This window comes from Streptomyces sp. CA-249302, from assembly GCF_050936785.1.
Classification (GTDB): Bacteria; Actinomycetota; Actinomycetes; order Streptomycetales; family Streptomycetaceae; genus Streptomyces.
In genome coordinates this window covers 1,144,793-1,163,269 of the sequence record NZ_JBNJMG010000001.1, presented here as the reverse complement: position 1 = coordinate 1,163,269, position 18,477 = coordinate 1,144,793, and the positions used below count along the sequence as shown (strand labels likewise).

Annotated in this window: 19 protein-coding genes; 6 read left to right on the top strand and 13 right to left on the bottom strand. The window is 71.1% G+C overall.

From position 1 onward, the window contains the following. Nucleotides 1-101 precede the first annotated feature (101 nt). Nucleotides 102-902, bottom strand: coding sequence for an SDR family NAD(P)-dependent oxidoreductase (locus ACQEWB_RS05235; RefSeq protein WP_432827527.1), 801 nt, complete (start codon nt 900-902; stop codon nt 102-104). Between the two features lie 86 nt (nt 903-988). Between ACQEWB_RS05235 and ACQEWB_RS05230 the strand changes: the two genes are divergently transcribed. Then, nucleotides 989-1,840, top strand: coding sequence for a helix-turn-helix transcriptional regulator (locus ACQEWB_RS05230; protein ID WP_432827525.1), 852 nt, complete (start codon nt 989-991; stop codon nt 1,838-1,840). A gap of 13 nt (nt 1,841-1,853) precedes the next feature. Here the strand turns inward: ACQEWB_RS05230 and ACQEWB_RS05225 are convergent, their stop codons facing one another. Continuing rightward, complete coding sequence (locus ACQEWB_RS05225; protein ID WP_432827523.1) at nt 1,854-2,750, bottom strand: EamA family transporter; 897 nt, start codon at nt 2,748-2,750, stop codon at nt 1,854-1,856. 68 nt (nt 2,751-2,818) lie between these two features. Here ACQEWB_RS05225 and ACQEWB_RS05220 point away from each other — a divergent pair, with 68 nt between their 5' ends. Further along, a complete protein-coding gene (locus ACQEWB_RS05220; protein ID WP_432827521.1) occupies nt 2,819-3,691 on the top strand; it encodes a LysR family transcriptional regulator in 873 nt (290 codons plus the stop codon). A 3-nt stretch (nt 3,692-3,694) separates the two neighbouring features. Here the strand turns inward: ACQEWB_RS05220 and ACQEWB_RS05215 are convergent, their stop codons facing one another. From ACQEWB_RS05215 to ACQEWB_RS05205, 3 genes are all read right to left on the bottom strand, one after another. Further along, complete coding sequence (locus ACQEWB_RS05215) at nt 3,695-4,216, bottom strand: GtrA family protein (protein WP_432827519.1); 522 nt, start codon at nt 4,214-4,216, stop codon at nt 3,695-3,697. Between the two features lie 102 nt (nt 4,217-4,318). Continuing rightward, nucleotides 4,319-5,281, bottom strand: a complete 963-nt coding sequence (locus tag ACQEWB_RS05210; RefSeq protein WP_432827517.1) for a DMT family transporter — start codon at nt 5,279-5,281, stop codon at nt 4,319-4,321. A 201-nt stretch (nt 5,282-5,482) separates the two neighbouring features. Continuing rightward, on the bottom strand, nt 5,483-6,067 hold the full coding sequence (locus ACQEWB_RS05205) for a TetR/AcrR family transcriptional regulator (RefSeq protein ID WP_432827515.1): 585 nt from the start codon (nt 6,065-6,067) through the stop codon (nt 5,483-5,485). A 116-nt stretch (nt 6,068-6,183) separates the two neighbouring features. Here ACQEWB_RS05205 and ACQEWB_RS05200 point away from each other — a divergent pair, with 116 nt between their 5' ends. After that, the gene (locus tag ACQEWB_RS05200; protein ID WP_432827513.1) at nt 6,184-7,209 is read left to right on the top strand and encodes an aldo/keto reductase; all 1,026 of its coding nucleotides are present in this window, start codon (nt 6,184-6,186) and stop codon (nt 7,207-7,209) included. Between the two features lie 62 nt (nt 7,210-7,271). Here ACQEWB_RS05200 and ACQEWB_RS05195 read toward each other — a convergent pair whose 3' ends face one another. Then, the gene (locus ACQEWB_RS05195) at nt 7,272-7,919 is read right to left on the bottom strand and encodes a TetR family transcriptional regulator (protein ID WP_432827511.1); all 648 of its coding nucleotides are present in this window, start codon (nt 7,917-7,919) and stop codon (nt 7,272-7,274) included. 57 nt (nt 7,920-7,976) lie between these two features. On the opposite strand from ACQEWB_RS05195, the gene ACQEWB_RS05190 reads away from it, so the two are divergent. From ACQEWB_RS05190 to ACQEWB_RS05180, 3 genes are all read left to right on the top strand, one after another. After that, nucleotides 7,977-8,690, top strand: coding sequence for a class II aldolase/adducin family protein (locus tag ACQEWB_RS05190; RefSeq protein WP_432827509.1), 714 nt, complete (start codon nt 7,977-7,979; stop codon nt 8,688-8,690). Next, nucleotides 8,687-9,616 (top strand): carbohydrate kinase family protein, encoded by a 930-nt coding sequence (locus ACQEWB_RS05185; protein ID WP_432827507.1) that lies wholly within the window; start codon nt 8,687-8,689, stop codon nt 9,614-9,616. Before ACQEWB_RS05190 ends, ACQEWB_RS05185 begins: the two co-directional genes overlap by 4 nt. A 90-nt stretch (nt 9,617-9,706) precedes the next feature. Further along, nucleotides 9,707-11,260, top strand: a complete 1,554-nt coding sequence (locus ACQEWB_RS05180) for an MFS transporter (protein WP_432827505.1) — start codon at nt 9,707-9,709, stop codon at nt 11,258-11,260. Between the two features lie 18 nt (nt 11,261-11,278). On the opposite strand, the gene ACQEWB_RS05175 is transcribed toward ACQEWB_RS05180, so the two are convergent. From ACQEWB_RS05175 to ACQEWB_RS05145, 7 genes are all read right to left on the bottom strand, one after another. Next, nucleotides 11,279-11,704: a VOC family protein gene (locus ACQEWB_RS05175; RefSeq protein ID WP_432827503.1), complete on the bottom strand. Its 426-nt coding sequence runs from the start codon at nt 11,702-11,704 to the stop codon at nt 11,279-11,281. Further along, nucleotides 11,701-12,486, bottom strand: a complete 786-nt coding sequence (locus tag ACQEWB_RS05170; RefSeq protein ID WP_432843646.1) for a LuxR C-terminal-related transcriptional regulator — start codon at nt 12,484-12,486, stop codon at nt 11,701-11,703. The genes ACQEWB_RS05175 and ACQEWB_RS05170 overlap by 4 nt, the downstream gene beginning before the upstream one ends. A 233-nt stretch (nt 12,487-12,719) precedes the next feature. Beyond that, the gene (locus ACQEWB_RS05165; RefSeq protein WP_432827501.1) at nt 12,720-13,976 is read right to left on the bottom strand and encodes an enolase C-terminal domain-like protein; all 1,257 of its coding nucleotides are present in this window, start codon (nt 13,974-13,976) and stop codon (nt 12,720-12,722) included. Beyond that, nucleotides 13,973-14,881, bottom strand: a complete 909-nt coding sequence (locus ACQEWB_RS05160) for a 5-dehydro-4-deoxyglucarate dehydratase (RefSeq protein ID WP_432827499.1) — start codon at nt 14,879-14,881, stop codon at nt 13,973-13,975. The genes ACQEWB_RS05165 and ACQEWB_RS05160 overlap by 4 nt, the downstream gene beginning before the upstream one ends. A 25-nt stretch (nt 14,882-14,906) precedes the next feature. Continuing rightward, complete coding sequence (locus ACQEWB_RS05155; protein WP_432827497.1) at nt 14,907-15,851, bottom strand: carbohydrate ABC transporter permease; 945 nt, start codon at nt 15,849-15,851, stop codon at nt 14,907-14,909. Continuing rightward, nucleotides 15,848-16,753, bottom strand: a complete 906-nt coding sequence (locus ACQEWB_RS05150) for a carbohydrate ABC transporter permease (protein ID WP_432827495.1) — start codon at nt 16,751-16,753, stop codon at nt 15,848-15,850. Before ACQEWB_RS05150 ends, ACQEWB_RS05155 begins: the two co-directional genes overlap by 4 nt. Next, entirely contained in the window at nt 16,750-18,081 is a 1,332-nt protein-coding gene (locus ACQEWB_RS05145; RefSeq protein ID WP_432827493.1) for a sugar ABC transporter substrate-binding protein, read from the bottom strand. The genes ACQEWB_RS05150 and ACQEWB_RS05145 overlap by 4 nt, the downstream gene beginning before the upstream one ends. Nucleotides 18,082-18,477: the final 396 nt, after the last annotated feature.

Genomic DNA, 18,477 nt, shown 5'->3' with positions numbered 1-18,477 from the left:
CCGGCCTCGCCGTCCCGGCTCCCGCCCGGCCGTCCTGGCCACCCGCCGCACCCCGCCCCGACGCCGGGGCCACCTGCCCCCGGCCCGTCATACCCCCGTCCTCAGGCCCGCGCACCCCCGTCCACCTGCAACACCACCCCCGTCACGAACGACGCCCGGTCGCTCAGCAGCCACGCCGCCGCCTCCGCGATCTCCTCCGGGGCGGCCGCTCGGCCCAACGGGGTCTGGGCGGTGAGCGTGGCGATCGTGCCGGGGGAGCGGGACTCCCAGTCGTCGATCATCTCGGTGAGCGTCGTGCCGGGCGCGATCGCGTTGACGCGGATGCCCTCCGGGCCGTACGTGGCGGCGGCCGACGCGGTGAGGCTGTTGACCGCCCGCTTCGCCGCTCCGTACGCCGGCAGCCAGGGGTTGGCCATCAGGCTGCCGACGCTGGAGTTGTTGACGATCGCCCCGTGACCGGAGGTGGCGCGGATCGCGGCGACCTCGGCGTTCATCGCGAGCCACGGGCCCTTGAGGTTCACGGCGAGGATGCGGTCGAACTCGGCCTCCGGCAGCTCGTCCAGCGGCCCCGGATCCTGCCCCGTCGCACCGTTGTTGAAGGCGAGGTCGAGGCGGCCGTAAAGCTCCACCACCCGGTCGACGGCGGCACGGACACTGTCCGGGTCGGCCAGGTCGCACCGGACGAAGTCCGCCGTACCCCCGTCCGCCCGGATCTCCTCCGTCACCGCCTTGAGCTGGGCCTCCGTACGGGCCGCGAGCAGCACCCGCGCGCCCTCCCGGGCGAACAGCCGAGCCGCGGCCGCGCCGATGCCGCGCCCGGCACCGGTGACGAAGGCGACCTTCCCGGAGAGAAGCTTCCCGGAGAGAAGGCCGATGGGGGATGTGGTCGGTGTGTTGTCCATGCCGACGAGCCTGTGCCGCGCCCGCATCCTCATCCAGGCACCGGCAGTACCTGGCTGCACCCCGCGCACCCACGCACACTGGACCCGTGGACCGACGAGAACTGGCCGACTTCCTGCGCAGCCGACGCGAACGCATCACCCCCGCCGACGTGGGCCTGCCCACCGGACCGCGCCGGCGCACCCCGGGGCTGCGGCGCGAGGAGGTCGCGCAGTTGGCGTTCATCTCGACCGAGTACTACAGCCGCCTGGAACAGGCCCGCGCCCCGCACCCGTCCCGCGAGGTACTGGCCCAACTCGCCCGCGCCCTGCGCCTGTCGTACGCCGAACGCGACCATCTGCACCACCTCGCTGGCACCCCGCAGGGACCGCCCCCGGGCCCCTCCCGGGAGGTCCGGCAGAGCATCGCCGACCTCCTGCACCGGCTCCCGCAGGCCGCGGCCATCGTGCTCTCCGCGTCGTACGAGGTCATCGCCTGGAACGAGCTGGCCGCGGCCCTGATGGAGGACTTCTCGGCGCTGCCCCGCCGCGACCGCAACCTCGTCCGCCGCGTCTTCCTCGGCCCGCGCCCGCAGGGCCGGCGGCTGTACGGCGTCTCGGACGCGGAGGAGTTCGCCCGCTCCTCCGCCCAGCACCTGCGCGCCACCGTCGCCCGCTATCCCGACGACCCCGAACTCACCGCCCTGATCGAGGAACTCCTCGCCGGCAGCGAGGAGTTCGCCCGCCTCTGGGCCGCCCACGACGTCACCGCCGTACCCACTCTCTGCAAGACCTTCGACCATCCCGTCGTCGGCCCGGTCTCCGTCAACTGCGACGTCCTGGACATCACCGACCAGGACCAGCGTGTCGTCATCTACACCGCTGCCCCCGGCACCCCGTCCGCCGAGGCCCTGCGCCTGCTGTCGGTCCTCGGCACCCAGCGGATGGGCGTACCCGGCTGACGCCGACGACAGGTCACCCGCGTCGAGTGGCGATGCTCAGACTGTTGGCGGCGACGACGGCCCCGATCCCCGCCCACTCCGCCCAGCCCAGCCGCTGCCCCAGACCGACCAGCCCGACGACCGCCGCGAGCACCGGATTGACGCTCATGAACAGCCCGAACGCCTGCGCCGGCACCCGCCGCAGCGTGAACAGGTCCGCCAGATAGGGCACTGCCGAGGAGAGCACCCCGGCCGCCACGGCGTACCCCACCGCCGAGAGCGTGGGCGGCCGGTGCAGCACCACGGCGATACCGACCGGCAGGAACATCAGCGCCGAGACTCCGGCCGCCGCCGCGGAACCCCCGGCGCCGGGGATCCGTTGGCCGACGGTCCGGTTGAGCAGGATGTACGAGGCCCAGCAGACGGCGGCGAGCAGACCGAGGCCCATGCCGACGTAGTCCGTTGAGGGCTGCGGGCGCATCAGCGTGACGACACCGGCCGCGGCGACCGCCGCACAGCAGGCGTCCGTCCGTCGTCGCGCGGCGGCCAGCGCGATGGTGAGCGGGCCGAGGAACTCCAGGGTCACCGCGAGCCCGAGTCCGATGCGGTCGATCGCGGTGTACAGGGACAGGTTCATCGTCCCGAAGACCACGGCCAGCAGCAGCACGGGCCGCCACTGCCACCAGGTGAACCGGTGCAGCCCCGGCCGTCCGACGGCCAGCAGGACGAGCGCGGCGACGTACTGACGCACCGCGACCACTCCGAGCGGGCCAAGCACGGGAAAGGCGAGGGAGCCGAGAGCGGCGCCGGTCTGGTTGGACAGCCCGCTGCCGACCATCGTGACGACACCGGCGAACCGCTGCCCTTCAGGGGCGGTGGCGGTGGCGGAGGACGGTTGCGGTCGGTCGACCGAGGCAGGTGCGGGACGCATACCCCGATCGTGGGACCGCATCACCCATGCGCAAAATGCGTCTGTGCTTCGATCTATACGCTTGAGTCATGGATGTTTCGGATGCCCGTGTGGAGCTCAGGCAGTTGCGCTGCCTCGTCGCGATCGTCGACGAGGGCACCTTCACGGACGCGGCCATCGCCCTCGGGATCTCCCAGGCAGCCGTCTCCCGGACCCTCGCCTCCCTCGAACAGGCTCTGGGTGTACGCCTGTTGAGGCGCACCTCCCGCGCGGTCACCCCGACCGCGACCGGGCTGAGAGTGGTGGCACACGCCCGGCGCGTCCTGGGCGAGGTGGCCGATCTGGTCCAGGCGGCCACCTCGGACCACACCACCCTGCGTATCGGCTACGCCTGGTCGGCCCTGGGGCGGCACACGCCCGCCTTCCAGCGCCGCTGGGCCCAGGCCCACCCGGACACCGACCTGCACCTGATCCGGGTCAACTCCGCGACCGCGGGACTGGCGGAGGGCGCCTGCGACCTCTCCGTGGTCCGTCGGCCGCTGGGGGAGGACCGCCGCTTCGACGGCGCCATCGTGGGCCTGGAACGGCGGCTGTGCGCGCTGGCCGCGGACGACCCGCTGGCCAGGCGCCGCTCGGTCCGCCTCGCCGACCTCAGCGGCCGTACGCTCCTCGTCGACCGTCGTACCGGAACCACCACCGCCGAACTCTGGCCGCCGGACGCCCGCCCGGCCACCGAGGAGAGCCACGACATCGACGACTGGCTCAACGTGATCGCCGGTGGGCGCTGCGTCGGCATGACGGCGGAGTCGACCGCCCACCAGTATCCGCGGCCCGGTGTCGTCTACCGCCCGGTCCGGGACGCCGAGCCCATCGCCGTACGCCTCGCGTGGTGGCGGGACGACCCGCATCCCGCCACCGCCGCCGCCATAGAACTGCTCACTGCGCTGTACCGCGAGGGCTGACCCTCAGGCGACGGCGGCCACGACGTCGCCGGTACCGATGGCGCTGGGGCGGAGGGACCAGGCGACGGTCGTGGTCCGCTTGCGGCCGGCGGCGAAGACGTACAGCCGCAGCACCATGAAGCGGCCGATGCCGGCGAGCGCGGAGGCGCCGAGGTAGACGATCTGTTCGGTCAGCATCGACGGCGAGGACTGGACGCTGTGCAGTGCGAACACCGCGACGCAGGTGGCCAGGTAGGCGGCCGTGGCCGACCCCGCCGACTGCCAGTGCTGCCGCCAGCCGGCCCGCCCGGTGCGGAAGGTGAAGCGGGCGTGCAGTTCGGTGCACAGGAGCGTGGAGACCACGGTGATCAACGCGTTCGACAGGGCCCACGGCATCAGTACGGCGACCATCGGCACCGCGAGGCTGGAGAGGACGCCGACCCCTCCGCCGAAGACCACGAAGCGGAGGAAGGAGGCTATCGGGCCGGGAGTGGCGGTCGCCGTGAGCTGCGCCGCCTGCGGCTGAGAGGAGAGCGGCGCGTTCATGGGGTTCCTTCCGGCAGTACCAGGTTGCTTGACTTACGCAATCATAATCAGCATTGCTTGAGTTACGCAAGTACTGCTGGAAGTTCTGTGATCCCTTGGCGGCTAGCCCCTGCGGCCGCCGGTGTGGACCGGCGCGGTCAGCAGTACCAGCCCCAGGCCGAGGATCGCCAGCCCGCACCAGGAAGCGGCCGGCAGGCGCTCACCCAGCACCGTCACGCCGAGGACCGCCGCGACGGCGGGCTCGGCCAGCGTCAGTGACGTGGCCATGGAGGCGGGCGTGCGGCGCAGGCCGTATCCGAAGAGCCGGTAAGCAAGGAAGACGGTGAACACGGCGAGGTACCCCGCCACGCCCGCGCCGCGGACCTCGCCGAGCCAGTGCAGGTCGACGAGCGGCGCGAACGGCAGGACGAGCAGCCCGGCCGCACCGAACAGGACGCCCATCACCGCGTCGGACGGGTGCCCGTTCGAGATGAACTGGCCGCCGATCAGCGCGTACACGGCGTACGACAGCCCGCCGCCCGCGGCCAGCGCGACTCCCGTGAGGTCCATCGGCGTGGCCCGCCCGGCGAGTTCGGGACCCAGCACCAGCAGGGTGCAGCCCAGGACGGCGGCCGCCGTGGCGCAGGTCCAGCGGCCACTCGGCCGGCCTCGCCCGGTGGCCCAGGCCAGCAGACCGGCGAAGACCGGCGCGCTGCCCAGCGCGATCACCGTGGCCACGGCCACCCCGGTCCTGGCCACCGCCGGATAGAAGGTGACGGGATAACCGGCCACGGCCGACGCGCCCAGCACGAGCAGCCACCGCTCGCGGCCGGTGCGGGTGGCGAGCAGCGGGCGGGCGCCGCGCGAGGTGAGGAACAGCAGCATGCCGCCGAGTACGAGACCGGCGCAGCCGATGGCCGCCGCCGGAGCGCCGGCGGGCGCCAGGGAACTGGCGGTTCCGGTCGTGCCCCACAGCACGGCCGAGGTCAGGATGGGTGCGGGACCGCCGAGGAGACCGGCGCGAGCGGGGCGCGGGCCGGACGGGGACAGGCGTGCGGGAGTGGCAGAGGAAGTGCTTTTCGGCACAGTCGTGATCTTCCGTCGTCGAATGCGTCAGGGACTCGATCCGAAACGGGCGCACGACACAGGCCCCTGACCGCCCTGCGGGTCGGTCGGGTCTGGAGATCAGTTACGTCGGTGTCCGCGCCCGATCAGGCGCAGAGCGGCGGAAGAACGACGTGCCAGTAGGTCTTCACGCCGCGAGAATACCCGGGCGCGCGACAGGCGTTACGCGCCGTCCGTGTGGTGGACCGGGCGCAGTCCGTCGAGGGCGGCCCGCAGGATCGGCTCGACGTGGGCCGGTTCGCCGTGGATGGTCGCGACGGCGATGACCAGGTCGCAGATCTGCTCGACGGTGAGGTCGTCGCGGACCTCGTGCGCCTCCTGTGCCGCGGCGAGGAGCGCCCCGCCCGCGGCCAGTACCCGCGCCCGGTTCTCCCCGAAGACGGGGTCGTCGCCGTCGGTCTGCGCCAGCAGTTCGGAAGCGATGTCCTGCTTGCCGGTGAAGTAGGCGAAGAAGCGGTGCAGCCAGGCGAGGAACACCTCGCCCGGCGTTACGCCCTCGACGGTCTCCGCGGCGGCGCAGAGCGCGTCGACCTCGTCGGTGTACAGGGCCTCCAGGAGCTCCCGCCGGCCGGGGAAGTTGCGGTAGAGCGTCGCCATGCCGACCCCCGCGCGCCGCGAGATCTCGGCCATCGACACCTGGGCGCCGCCGGGCTCGGCGAAAGCGGCCCGGGCGGCCGCCAGGATCTTGTCGCGGTTGCGCTCGGCGTCGGCGCGTCTCGACGGCGTGGGCTGCTGGTCGGAGGGCATGGCTTCCTAAGTGGATAGGTTATCCGGTACGGTAAATGGACAGGCTGTCCGCTTCTCTGGGCGGCCTGATTCTACCCATCCGCCGCGCCCGTTTCGCGGCCCCTTGAGGAGCCTTCATGGACTACCGTCCGCTCGGACGCACCGGCGTCAACGTGAGTCGGCTGTGCCTCGGCGCGATGATGCTCGGCGCCTTCGGCAACACCGATCACGAGGACTCGGTCAAGATCATCCATCGCGCCCTCGACGCCGGGATCAACTTCGTCGACACCGCCGACTTCTACTCCGCGGGGGAGTCGGAGGTGATCGTGGGCAAGGCCCTCGCGGGTGGCCGGCGCGACAACGTCGTGCTCGCCACCAAGGCCGGTCTGCCGTTCGGCGAGGACGTCAACCAGCGTGGCACGTCCCGGCGTTGGATCACGGAGGCCGTCGAGGGCTCCCTGCGCCGTCTCGGCACCGACCGCATCGACCTCTTCCAGGTCCACCGCCTCGACCCGGCCGTCGACATCGACGAGACCCTGGGTGTCCTCTCCGACCTGGTCCACGCCGGAAAGATCCGCATGTTCGGCGCATCCACGGTCCCCGCTTCCGGCATCGTCGAGGCGCAGTGGACCGCGGACCGCCGCGGCCGCGAACGCTTCCGCACCGAGCAGCCGCCGTACAACCTGCTGACCCGCGCCGTCGAGTACGACGTGCTGCCGACCTGCGAGCGACACGGCATGGGTGTGCTGACGTACAGCCCGCTGGCCGGCGGCTGGCTCACCGGCGGCTACCGCAAGGGGCGGGTGGTCGCCGGACCGGGTTCGATGGTCCGCCGGAACCGTTTCGCCGCCCTGTACGACGCCAACTCCGCGGCGAACGCGGCCAAGTTGGAGGCGGCCGACGCCCTGGGCGCACTCGCCGAGGAGGCCGGTCTGACGCTGGTCCAACTGGCGCTCGCCTTCGCCACCCGCCACCCGGCGGTCACCTCGGCGATAGTCGGCCCGCGCACGATGGACCACCTCGACTCCTACCTGACGGCCGACGGCGTCCACCTGTCCGACGAGATCCTGGACCGCATCGACGAGATCGTGCCGCCGGGGCACACGGTCAATGTCACGGACAACATGTGGTCGGCAGTGGAACCTGGGGCGCGTCGGCGGTAGACGGAGCGCGCACCGCTCCTGAAGGGGCGCGGCAGTCGACCACGGCCCTCTCATGGGAGTACCTAGCGCTGGTAACGGGTGACCACTGCGCCCAGGTACCCGCGCAACATCACCTTCGCCTCGTCCAGAAGCGCCTCGTCCCCCCGAGCGTCACGCCGGAACGCTTCCTGGGCGAGCGCGTCGGCGGTCAGCACCGCAGCGTGGCACACACGGGCAAGCGCCTCGCCGTCCTCCGCAAGCCCGAGCGCCAGGAGAATACGGCGAACCCCGTCGGCCATACGCCGCTTGTGCTCGCGGTCAGCGCTCCGCGTCCGCTCGGTCAGCCCACTCCCGAACCACAGCGCACGGAAGCCGTGTTCGGTGCGGTAGATCCCGGCATACGCGTCGACGAGCATCCCGACCGGATCCTCCCAGCGCTCGCTCGCCGCCGCCTCGACGAACCCGTCCATCGCGGCTTCGAGCTTGGCGAAATAGCCCGCCGCGAGGGCGTCGATGATCGCGTCCCGGTCCGGCAGGTACTGGTACAGCGAGCCCACCGACACCCGCGCCTCCGCGGCGACCCGGGTCGTGGTGAGCGCCTCCACGCCGTACGCGATCAGCACCTCCTCGGCGGTCTCCAGCACCCGCGCCAGCCGGGCCCTGCTGCGCGCCTGCTGCGGGGTACGGCGCAGGGCGGCGACACCGCCGGGATCCGCGATCGAATCTGCCACGAACAACCTCCGAACCTGAACGTGACTTTGTTTCATGTTTAGACTACGGTCGCGCCCATGACCGACTCAAGTTCGGCGCTTTCGGCACACTCGGCACCTTCGGCAATGGAGCCGGAGCGGGCCGCCGTCGCGGACGCCTGCCGTCGGCTGGGTGCCGAAGGGCTGCTCGTCGGTACGGCCGGAAACGTCAGCGTACGCGTCGAGGACCGCGTCGCGATCACGGCGACCGGCGCGGTGCTCGCCGAACTCACCGCGGACCAGGTGACGTTGGTCGACCTGGACGGCAAGGTCGTCGGCGGAAGCCTCGAACCGACCTCCGAACTCGACCTGCACCTGGGCGTGTACCGACGCTACGGCTCCGGCGCGATCGTGCACACCCACGCCCCGATGGCCACCGCGCTCTCCCTCGTCCTCGACGAACTGCCTTGCATCCACTACCAGTTGCTCGCGCTGGGCGGCACCGTGCGGGTCGCGCCGTACGCCACCTTCGGTACCCCCGAACTCGCCGAGTCGGTGCTCACCGCCCTTGAGGGCCGCGGTGCCGCCATCATGGCCAACCACGGCGCCGTCACCCACGCGCCGACCCTCGACAAGGCCGTCGAGCACGCCCTGCTCCTGGAGTGGGCCTGCGGCGTCTACCAGCACGCCGCCGCGCTCGGCCGGCCTCGCGTCCTCGACGAACAGCAGCAACTCGCTGTCATCGAGGCCGCGATCGCCCGTAACTACGGCACCACGCACCCCGTACCACCCGCGCAGGAGGGAACCCGATGAAGGTCGTCACGATGGGCGTGCACGTACTGGACGTACTGGTCCGGCCGGTGGAGGAGATACCCGAGGGCCAGGGCGCGACCCTCGTCGAGGACATCCGGATGACCGCCGCCGGAACGGCCGCGGGCACCGCGCTCACGCTGGCCAAGCTGGGTGCCGAGGTGCGCACCGCGGGCGCGATCGGCACCGACCCGACCGGCGACATGCTGCTCCAGCTGCTCGAACGGGCCGGAATCGACACCGAGTTCGTGGTCCGCCGTATCGACACCGCCACCTCGGCCACCGTCCTGCCCATCCGCCCCAACGGCGACCGCCCCTCCCTCCACCTCCTGGGCGCCAACCTCACCTACGGCCTCGACGACGTGCCCTGGGACGAGCTCGCCGAGGCGACCCATCTGCACCTCGGCGGGCCGGAGTTGATCGGCGCCGAGGTCGCCGCGCGCATCCTGGCGCACGCCAAGGAGCACGGAGTGGTCACCTCCGTGGACCTGCTGGCCCCCGGCGAGCTCGGCACGTACGACCAGATCGAACCGCTGCTTCCGTACGTCGACTTCCTGCTCCCCAACGACGACCAGGTCCTCGGCTTCAGCGAGGAGACGGACCTCGTGACCGGCGCGAAGAAGTTCCTCGCCGCAGGCGTCGGCCTCGTCGCGGTCACCCGAGGCGGCGAGGGCGCGCTCCTGGTGACGCCGGAGGGCACGGAGACCGTCCCCGCCTTCGAGGTCGAGGTCGTCGACACCACCGGCTGCGGCGACGCCTTCTCGGCCGGCTTCCTGCGTGGCATCAGCCTCGGCCGCACCCCGCGCGAGGCCGCCGTACTGGGCAGTGCCGCCGCGGCGCTGGTGGCGCAGGGGCTCGGCAGCGACCACGGGGACTTCGACCTGCCGGAGGCCGACGAGTTCGCGATGACCCACAAGACCCGGTCCTGACGGCGGTGAGGCCAATCGAGTGGTGAGGGTCCGGGCGGGGGCGTACGGTCGAACAGTGGACGGCACCGTTCACTGAAAGCGCCACGCACTATGAGCACCAACCCGCAGCCGGCCTCCGCAGCACAGGCCACCGCCCAGGAAACGGGCGGCGGCGGAAGCGGCATGGCGCTGCTGGTGATCGCGTCCTGTCAGCTCATGGTCGTCCTGGACATCACCATCGTGAACATCGCGCTGCCGCACATCCAGCGCGCCCTGGACTTCTCCACCACCAGCCTGTCGTGGGTGGTCAACGCCTACACGCTCACCTTCGGCGGGCTGCTGCTGCTCGGCGGGCGGACCGGCGACATCCTCGGCCGACGGCGCATGTTCATCTACGGGGTGCTGCTCTTCGCGCTGGCCTCCCTGCTCGGCGGACTGGCCCAGACCTCCGGTCAACTCCTCGCCGCCCGCGCCCTCCAGGGCGTCGGCGGTGCCGTCGCCTCCCCGACCTCGCTCGCCCTGATCAGCACGACCTTCCGCGAAGGCCCCGAACGCAACCGGGCGTTCGGCGTCTTCGCCGCGGTCTCCTCGGGCGGCGGCGCCATCGGGCTGCTCGCGGGCGGAATGATCGTCGAGTGGCTGAACTGGCGCTGGGTCCTCTTCGTGAACGTCCCGATCGGCCTGCTCATCGCCCTCGCCGCGCCCCGCTGGATCAAGGAGTCCGAACGCCACCCGGGCCACTTCGACCTGGCCGGCGCGTTCACCTCCACCGTGGGCATGGTGCTGCTGGTGTACGGCTTCATCAGAGCCGCGCAGGAGGGCTGGCGGGACGCGCTGACGCTGGCGTCGTTCGGTGCGGCCATCGTCGTACTCGCGGCGTTCGTGCTGATCGAGCGGGGTTCGCGGCAGCCGATCACCCCGTTGCACATGTTCGCCGACCGCAACCGCGCGGGCACGTACGGCATCATGCTGAGCCTCGCCGCCGCGATCTTCGGCATGTTCTTCTTCCTCACGCTGTTCGTGCAGGACGTCCTGGGCTTCAGCCCGCTGGAAGCCGGGCTCGCCTTCCTGCCGGTCAGTGCGCTGATCGCCATCGGCGCCGGGCTGGCCTCGCAGTTCCTGCCACGCTTCGGACCCAAGCCGTTCATGGTGGTCGGCGCGGTCCTCGCGGCCGCGGGACTCGCCTGGCTGACCCTGACCGACGTCCACTCCACCTACGCGGGCAGCATCCTCGGCCCGATGCTGGTCTTCAGCCTGGGCATGGGCATGGAATTCGTCTCCCTCACTCTCATGGCCCTGTCCAACGTCACCCCACAGGAGACGGGGGCGGCCTCCGGCCTCCTCAACGCGACGCAACAGGTGGGCGGCTCCCTGGGCCTGTCCATCCTGGTCACCATGTTCGGCACGGCCAGCACCAACGAGGCCCAGAAACAAATCCCCCGCTTCCTGGCCCAGGCGACCCCCGCCGAACGCCTCCGCTTCCGTCACACCGGCCAACTGCCGAAGCCCTGGTCCGACGAGGTCCTGACGGCGGGCATCTCGGCCGCGTTCGTGATGGCAGCGATCTTCACCCTCATCGCCGCACTGATCGCGGTGCTGGCCATCCAGGTCCGCCCCTCCGACCTGGAACGCCTTAAGGGCGGGGTGGGGCCGGGCCAGACCTGAACGCCGGGCGGCCGGATGTCAGGACACCGACGTCCCGCCCCATTCCTCCGGAGCCACGTCCGCGAGGGTTTCCGAGAAGGTCCACTGGTGGCCGGCCGGGTCCTCGGCGGTGTACTGGCGTTCGCCGTACTCGAAGTCGGTCGGTTCCATGAGGATGCGGGCGCCGTTCTCGCGGGCCCGTGCGCAGTGGGCGCGGGCGTCGGACACGCGGACTGTCGTCGAGTGGGTGACCTCGCCGGGGCGCGGCGGGCGGCGGTCGTGGCGGACGTCGCCGATGATCACCGCCCCGTCGCCGAAGGCGAGTTGGGCGCGGTGGTCCTCGCCGATCCGCACCCGCTCGGTGAAGCCGAAGGCCGCGTCGAGCCAGGCGACCGCGGCCCGCACGTCGGGATAGATCAGGACGGGGATGACCGTCGCGGCGGGGATGGAGCGGTTCGGTTTCATGGCCGGCTCCCGACGGCTGGCGGGGTGGTCCCGGCCCGGTCCGGTGGTGCGGAGGGCGCCGGGACCAGGCCGAGTTGCTGGGCGCGCAGGACCGTACTGATGCGGTCGCGCGTTCCCAGTTTGCGGTAGATGTTCTCGACGTGCTTGTGCACCGTACGGTCCGAGATCCCGAGCCGGCGACCGATCGCGGCCGCGGTCAGCGCGTCCGTGAGCAGGAGCAGCACGGTCGTCTCCCGGGGCGTCAGGGCGCAGTCCGCCGCAGGTCCGGCCGGTCGCCGCCAGCGTTCCAGCAGCTGCCGCTGCTGGTCCACGGCCGCCAGCAGGGGCTGCAACCGCAGCGCCGTGTCGACGTCGTCGTCGGTGAAGTCCGTACCGGAGCGGTACACCAGGCAGCCCGTGATCGGGTACGCCGTCCCGGGCAGCGGAATGGCAAGGACGTGGTCCGCGGCCAGCAGGCCGTCGATCAGGCGCGCGGTCGGGCTCGTCGTCCAGGCCGCGCCGGCCGCTCGGCGTGCGGTGACCGGTGTCCGGTCGGAGCCGGTGGCGTAGAGCGGCGCGAACGGGTAGCCCTCGCGCAGCAGGCCGACCTCCTCGTCCCCGAGCCGGGCGAACCCGTCGGCCACGGCGGGCGGCATGCCCACCGTGCCACCGCTCTCGTTCCAGTCGTCCAGCTTGTAGATGAGGGTCTCGCCGCCGCACAGGTCCGGCAGGGCGCCCGCCAGCAGCGGCCACAGACGCTCGGGCTCGCGTTCGTGGAGCGCGTCGACGGCCACCGACAGCATGCGCTCGTAGGCCCCGCACCGCACCTGTGCCACGTCCTTCTCCGCTCGTCCGCCGCGTACGCAGTTGTACCCATACCGGCGGCGCCCCGCGCTGCCTCAGACTGCATCCGGGCCGCAACTACGTTCCCGGATGTACTCCAGGACATCCTCACGCACCGTGCGTGCCGCCGGAACGGGGGACCGGCGGCACGCACGGTGCCGTGGCCCTCACTCCGGCCGGAGCCCGCCGCCCGTCACCAACGCGGCAGCCTGAGCTCGTAGTCCGGCTGGACGCGCCGCATGTACCCAGTGTCGTCCCGGCTCCGCACGCCCGAGTCGACGAACAGCCGGTGCAACCTCTCCAGCGCGTCGTGGTCCAGCTCCACGCCCAGGCCCGGCCCGGTCGGCACCGCGACCTCACCGTCCCGGAACTCCAGCACCCCGGGCACGATCACGTCGTCGGCCGAGTTCCACGGGTAGTGCGTGTCGCAGGAGTGGTCCAGATTCGGGATGGCCGCCGCCACATGGGTCATCGCGGCGAGGCTGATACCCAGGTGCGAGTTGGAGTGCATGGACAGCGCGAGCCCGAACGCCTCGCAGACGGCGGCCAGTTCACGCGTGCGGCGCAGCCCGCCCCAGTAGTGGTGGTCGGTGAGCAGCACCTGGACGGCGTTCTGCTCGATCGCCGGTTTGAGGTGTTCCCAGGCGATCACGCACATGTTGGTGGCGAGGGGGAGCGGGGAGTCCGCGGCGACCTGCGCCATCCCGGGAATCGTCGCGGTCGGATCCTCCAAGTACTCGAGTACGCCGTCCAGTTCGCGGGCGACGTACCGCGAAGTCTCCACCGTCCAGGCCGTGTTGGGGTCAAGTCGCAGCGGCTGCCCGGGGAAGGCCGCCGCCAGTGCCCGGATTGCGGCGATCTCCTCGTCCGGCGGGAAGGCACCGCCCTTCAGCTTGAACGACCGGAATCCGTACCGCTGTTGCATCAGCCGCGCCTGCTCGACGATCCCCGCGGGATCCAGTGCCTCGCCCCAGTCGTCGCCGACCGCGGCCCGCCCGTCGAGGGCGGGGTGCTCGGCCCACTTGTAGAAGAGGTACGCGGCGAACGGCACCGAGTCGCGGACCTTCCCGCCGAGCAGATCGCTGACCGACCGCCCGAGCAACTTGCCCTGTGCGTCGAGACAGGCCACCTCCACCGCCGAGGTGGTCCAGCCGCGCTCGTGCGAACTCGGCACGGTCGGCAGCAGCACGGCGTCGATCGCGGCGCCGATGGCCGTCGTGTCGAAGACGTCCATGCCGACGACGACCTTCGCCGCAGCCTCGAGTCGCTCCAGCCGGGCCATACCGCCCGGCGACTCGCCCAGGCCCACCGTGCCGTCTTCCAGGACGAGTTGGAGGATGATCCGCAGGGCGAGGGGCTCGTGGACGCCGTTGGAGTTGAGCAGGGGCGGGTCGCGGAACGCGATCGGGGTGACGATCAGCTCGCGGATACGGGTGCCGGTGGTGCTCATGCGCCCACCACCTCCAGACCGTGGTCGATCAGCTTCGCCAAGCGCGCGGTGTGCTCCGGCGTCGGATCGAGCAGGGGCGTTCGTACGCCGCCCACGTCCAGTCCGCGAAGGGTCACGCCTGCCTTGACCAGCGCCACCGCGTACCCGGGGACCTCGTCCCGGAGGGCGACGAGCGGGCCGTAGAACTCGTCGAGCAGCGTGGCGACGAGTTCCTCGTCGCCCTCCGCCAGCGCCCGGTGGAAGGCGAGGGCGATCTCCGGGGCGAAGGCGAACACCGCGGAGGAGTACAGCTCGACGCCGATGCCGCGGTAGGCGGGAGCGGTCATCTCGGCGGTGGGCAGGCCGTTGAAGAACTGGAAGCCCTCCGTGCCCGGTACGGCACGCACGGCCCGGACCATGCGGTGCATCCGCTCGATGTCGCCGATGCCGTCCTTGAGGCCGACGACCTTGGGCAGCGCGGCGATCACCGCGGCCGTGGCCTCGGTCGGCCGGGCGGTCCCGCGCTGGTAGAAGATCACCGGCAACCCGCTCGCGCCGCTGACCTCTTCGACGTAACGCACCAGACCCTGCTGCGGTGCGCTCACCAGGTACGGCGGCAGCAGCAGGATGCCGTCGGCGCCGGCCCGCTCGATGCGGGCGGCCTGGTCGCGGGCGACCGGGGGAGGGCCACCCGCGGCGGCCAGTACCGGCACCCGGCCGCCGACCGTCTCGACCGCGACCCGCGTGGCCCGTTCGATCTCCTCGGCCGTCAGGGCATGGAACTCGCCGGTGCCGCAGGCGACGAACACGCCACCCGCGCCGGCACCGACCCCGGCCTCGACGTGCCGCGCAAGCCGTTCCTCGTCCAGCGAGCCGTCCGCCGCGAACGGCGTGACCGGGAAGAACAGCACTCCTTGGAACTTCATGTCTCTCTCAGACGTGGGGGGTTGGTCAGCCCTTGGTGGCGCCGGCCGCGATGCCGGTGACCAGCGAGCGCTGGAGGAGCAGATAGACGATCAGGCTGGGGATCAGGGCCATGACCGCACCGGCGAGGACCACCCCGGAGCCGACCACCGGGTCGGTGCGCAGGGTGGCGAGGGCGACGGTGACCGTGTAGTCGGTGGGGTCCTTGGCGGCGATCAGGGGCAGCAGGTACTGGTCCCAGATCATGATGAAGCCGAGCACGCCGGCCACGCCGAGCGCGGGCCTGCACAGCGGCAGGATGATCTGCCACAGCAGCCTGAGCTCGCCGACGCCGTCGATGCGGGCCGCTTCCTCGATCTCGGTCGGGATGTCCTTCATGAACTCGGTCAGCATCATCACCGAGAAGCCCCAGGCACCGAGCGGCAGGATCACCGCCCAGACCGTGCCCTTCAGGTCCAGCCCCAGGACCGGGACATGACCGAGGACCAGGGACAGCGGGATCGCGATGACCTCCTCGGGGAGCATCATCGTCAGCATGAACAGGGTCAGGACCAGCGCCTGGCCGCGGAAGCGGTGCCGGGCCAGCGCGTAGGCGGCGAGCACCGAGACCACGAGCTGGAGCAGCAGCCCGCCGCCCGCGATGACCAGCGAGTTGCCGAAGTAGTCCCACATGCCCTGGTCGCCGGCCACCTTGAAGTTGGACAGCGTGGTGTCGTGCGGCAGGAACGAGAGCGAGGAACCGCTCGGGTGGGTGGTGAAGGCGCCCGAGACGATGGTCAGGAAGGGCGCCGCGAAGATCGCCAGGGCGATCACGCACAGCAGGATCCGCAGCGCCAGGCCGAGGCCCGGCCGGTCGGTCCAGCCGAGCGCGGTGTCGAAGCGGGCGGGAGTGGTGTGCGGTGCCTTGGCCTTGCGTCCGGCCGGCGACGCGGGCGCCGCCGGCCGGACGGGATCGATGACGGGGGCGCTCATCGCACGTCTCCCCTCTTGCGGAAGTAGTTGACCGTGACGGTGAGCAGCAGCGTCACGCAGAGCAGCACGACGGAGGCCGCGGACGCGCCGCCGATGTCGTTGCGGGTGAAGCCGAGGGTGTAGGCGCGGGTCATCCAGACCTCCGTCGACCCGGCCGGACCGCCGCCGGTGAGGACGTACACCTCCGTGAACACCCGCAGTCCGCGGATGGCGGCCAGCGTGAGGACGATGCCGAGGGCGGGGCGGATCGCGGGGAGCGTGATGTGGCGCAGCCGCTGCCACAACGACACGCCGTCCATGGCGGCTGCCTCGTACAACGACCGGTCCACGCCCGCGAGTCCGGCGAGGATGATCACCATGTTGTAGGGGGCGGCCAGCCAGATGCCCATGGCCATCGTCGCCCACAGCGCGGTGTTCGGGTTGTCGAGGAACGGCACGGGACCGATCCCGACGAAGCCGAGCGCGCTGTTGATCAGGCCGTCCGAGGTCGGGTAGTACATCAGCCGCCACAGCTCGCCGACCACCGCGGTCGCGGTGACGACCGGCAGGAACACGGCCGTACGCACGATCTTCAGCGAACGGGCCTGGCCCTCCAGGAGCAGCGCGAGTGCGAAGCCGACGACGATGGAGCCGAGTGACTGCCCGATGCCCAGGACCAGGGTGTGGCCGACCGCGTCCTGGAAGCGGTGATCGCCCAGCACACGTGTGTAGTTGTCGAGCCCGATCCACTTGTCGCCGAGGAAGGGCCGCACCTTGAAGAAGCTGAGCCACATGCCCTTGCCCATCGGCACGAACTTGAAGACGAGGGCGAGCAGCAGTCCCGGTGCGAGGAACAGCCAGGGGAGGACGGCCTTCTTGGTCAACCCCCCGCGCCTGACCGGCGCGTTCACGGTAGCGGTCATTTCAGCAGGTCCTGGTCCTTGAGGTCACCGGCGAGGGTTTCGTTGAGCTCCTTCAGACCGGAGCGGACGTCACTGCCGCAGTACGTGAAGAGGGCGTTGAGGCTGTCGGCGGTGTCCTGCTTGATCGGCGCGAAGTCCGGCGCGTTGGGGAACTGCTCGGAGCTGTCCTCGTACGCCTTCTGTACGACGCTCCAGCGCGGGTCGTCGCGGACCTTGGCCGCGTCCAGCGTGGAGTTGGTGGGGATGCGTACGACGGGCTGGTGGCCGTCGACGCTGGTCATGGCGATCCGCTGGCCCTCGGGGGAGACCAGGAAGGCGGCAAGTGCCTGCTCCTGTTCGGTCTTTCCGGTCCTGGCGCCGAAGTAGACGTTCTCGCCGTCGGCCAGCACGTCGGAGCCGGCCGGACCGGCGGGGGCCGGCACGACCTCGTACTTGTCCTTGCCGGGCGTCGTGTCGTAGGTGGCGATGTTGTACGGGCCGGTCATGTACATACCGGCGTTGCCGTCCTGGAAGTTGGTGGCGGTGCCGGTGACCGCGGAGACCGCGCCGGGCTGGAGGACGCCCTTGGCGCCGCAGAAGAGGTTGTCCTTGAGCCAGGTGACGGTCCGTATCGCGGCCGCCGAGTCCATTGCGGGGCGGTAGCCGCCCTTGCCGTCCGACTTGATGATCTGCGCGCCGCCCTGCCACAGGAAGCTGGAGCCCCACCAGGCGGCGTAGCCGTTCATGGCGCTGCCCGGCGCGACGATGCCGTAGGTGTCGGCCTTGCCGTCGCCGTCCGGGTCGCGGGTGGCGAAGGCCTTGGCCACGTCGAGCATCTGCTGCCAGGTCCTGGGCGCCTGGAGGCCGAGCTTCTTCAGCCAGTCCTTCCGGATCATCAGGGTCTGGGCCTGGCGGGAGTACGGGATGCCGTAGTGCTTGCCGTCCAGGCCCACCGTCGATGCCCAGGACTTCGCGGTGATCTGGTCGTGGCCCGTGATCGAGGCGGGGTCGATCGGCTTGAGCAGGCCCTGGCTCTGGTAACTGCCCATCAGAGCCGTGTCGTTGATCATGACGTCGGGCAGGTCCTTGGTGGAGGCCCGGGCCTGCAACTGCTGGTCGAAGTTGATGACCGGCTGGTAGTCGACCTTGATCCCGGTCTTCTTGGTGAAGGCGGCGAAGACCCGGTCGTAGGTGGCGGCGGAGTCCGGATTGCTCCGGGTCCACACCTCCAGCGTGTTGGGATCGTCGCCGGCGCTGCCGGCCCCCGAGCCACAGGCGGCCGTTCCGAATGCGAGCCCCGCGGCGGCGAGGACGGCGGCCGGGCGGCGACGACGTCGGCGATCGCCCATGGGCACCTCCGTTCATATTCGTGAACTGTCTTCACGAATCTAAATGACGGCCCAAGTTACGAATCGTTGCGTACGCATGTCAAGACATGGGTGGTTGCTTTCGCCGAACCTCTGCGCATTGTTCGGCTGATCGAACCAGAAGATGGGCGGTGAGGATGGCGGCGCGGACGACGGTGACCGGTGTGTAGAGCCCTTTGTCGATCCAGAGTCCGGCGTTGTCGGTGTCGGACAGGTGCTCGTTCAGGTAGCCGCGGGCGCGTCGAGGGCGATGACGGCGTAGGCGGTCTCCTCGGGTTGCCCGTAGAGGAAGCCCCAGGATCCGTTGGCGTGCTGGGTTTGCAGGAGCCAGGACCAGGTTCCCGCGAGGCGCTCGGGCGGCAGCGCGGCGGCGGTCTG

What these genes read in the sequence shown, in the direction of transcription:
- ACQEWB_RS05185 (WP_432827507.1), top strand. Translation starts at nt 8,687, where the DNA reads ATGAAGGTCGTCACGATGGGCGTGCACGTACTGGACGTACTGGTCCGG.
- ACQEWB_RS05160 (WP_432827499.1), bottom strand. Translation starts at nt 14,881, where the DNA reads ATGAAGTTCCAAGGAGTGCTGTTCTTCCCGGTCACGCCGTTCGCGGCG.
- ACQEWB_RS05215 (WP_432827519.1), bottom strand. Translation starts at nt 4,216, where the DNA reads ATGAACGCGCCGCTCTCCTCTCAGCCGCAGGCGGCGCAGCTCACGGCG.
- ACQEWB_RS05175 (WP_432827503.1), bottom strand. Translation starts at nt 11,704, where the DNA reads ATGAAACCGAACCGCTCCATCCCCGCCGCGACGGTCATCCCCGTCCTG.
- ACQEWB_RS05235 (WP_432827527.1), bottom strand. Translation starts at nt 902, where the DNA reads ATGGACAACACACCGACCACATCCCCCATCGGCCTTCTCTCCGGGAAG.
- ACQEWB_RS05225 (WP_432827523.1), bottom strand. Translation starts at nt 2,750, where the DNA reads ATGCGTCCCGCACCTGCCTCGGTCGACCGACCGCAACCGTCCTCCGCC.
- ACQEWB_RS05150 (WP_432827495.1), bottom strand. Translation starts at nt 16,753, where the DNA reads ATGACCGCTACCGTGAACGCGCCGGTCAGGCGCGGGGGGTTGACCAAG.
- ACQEWB_RS05180 (WP_432827505.1), top strand. Translation starts at nt 9,707, where the DNA reads ATGAGCACCAACCCGCAGCCGGCCTCCGCAGCACAGGCCACCGCCCAG.
- ACQEWB_RS05190 (WP_432827509.1), top strand. Translation starts at nt 7,977, where the DNA reads ATGACCGACTCAAGTTCGGCGCTTTCGGCACACTCGGCACCTTCGGCA.
- ACQEWB_RS05155 (WP_432827497.1), bottom strand. Translation starts at nt 15,851, where the DNA reads ATGAGCGCCCCCGTCATCGATCCCGTCCGGCCGGCGGCGCCCGCGTCG.
- ACQEWB_RS05205 (WP_432827515.1), bottom strand. Translation starts at nt 6,067, where the DNA reads ATGCCCTCCGACCAGCAGCCCACGCCGTCGAGACGCGCCGACGCCGAG.
- ACQEWB_RS05170 (WP_432843646.1), bottom strand. Translation starts at nt 12,486, where the DNA reads ATGCTGTCGGTGGCCGTCGACGCGCTCCACGAACGCGAGCCCGAGCGT.
- ACQEWB_RS05145 (WP_432827493.1), bottom strand. Translation starts at nt 18,081, where the DNA reads ATGGGCGATCGCCGACGTCGTCGCCGCCCGGCCGCCGTCCTCGCCGCC.
- ACQEWB_RS05165 (WP_432827501.1), bottom strand. Translation starts at nt 13,976, where the DNA reads ATGAGCACCACCGGCACCCGTATCCGCGAGCTGATCGTCACCCCGATC.
- ACQEWB_RS05220 (WP_432827521.1), top strand. Translation starts at nt 2,819, where the DNA reads ATGGATGTTTCGGATGCCCGTGTGGAGCTCAGGCAGTTGCGCTGCCTC.
- ACQEWB_RS05200 (WP_432827513.1), top strand. Translation starts at nt 6,184, where the DNA reads ATGGACTACCGTCCGCTCGGACGCACCGGCGTCAACGTGAGTCGGCTG.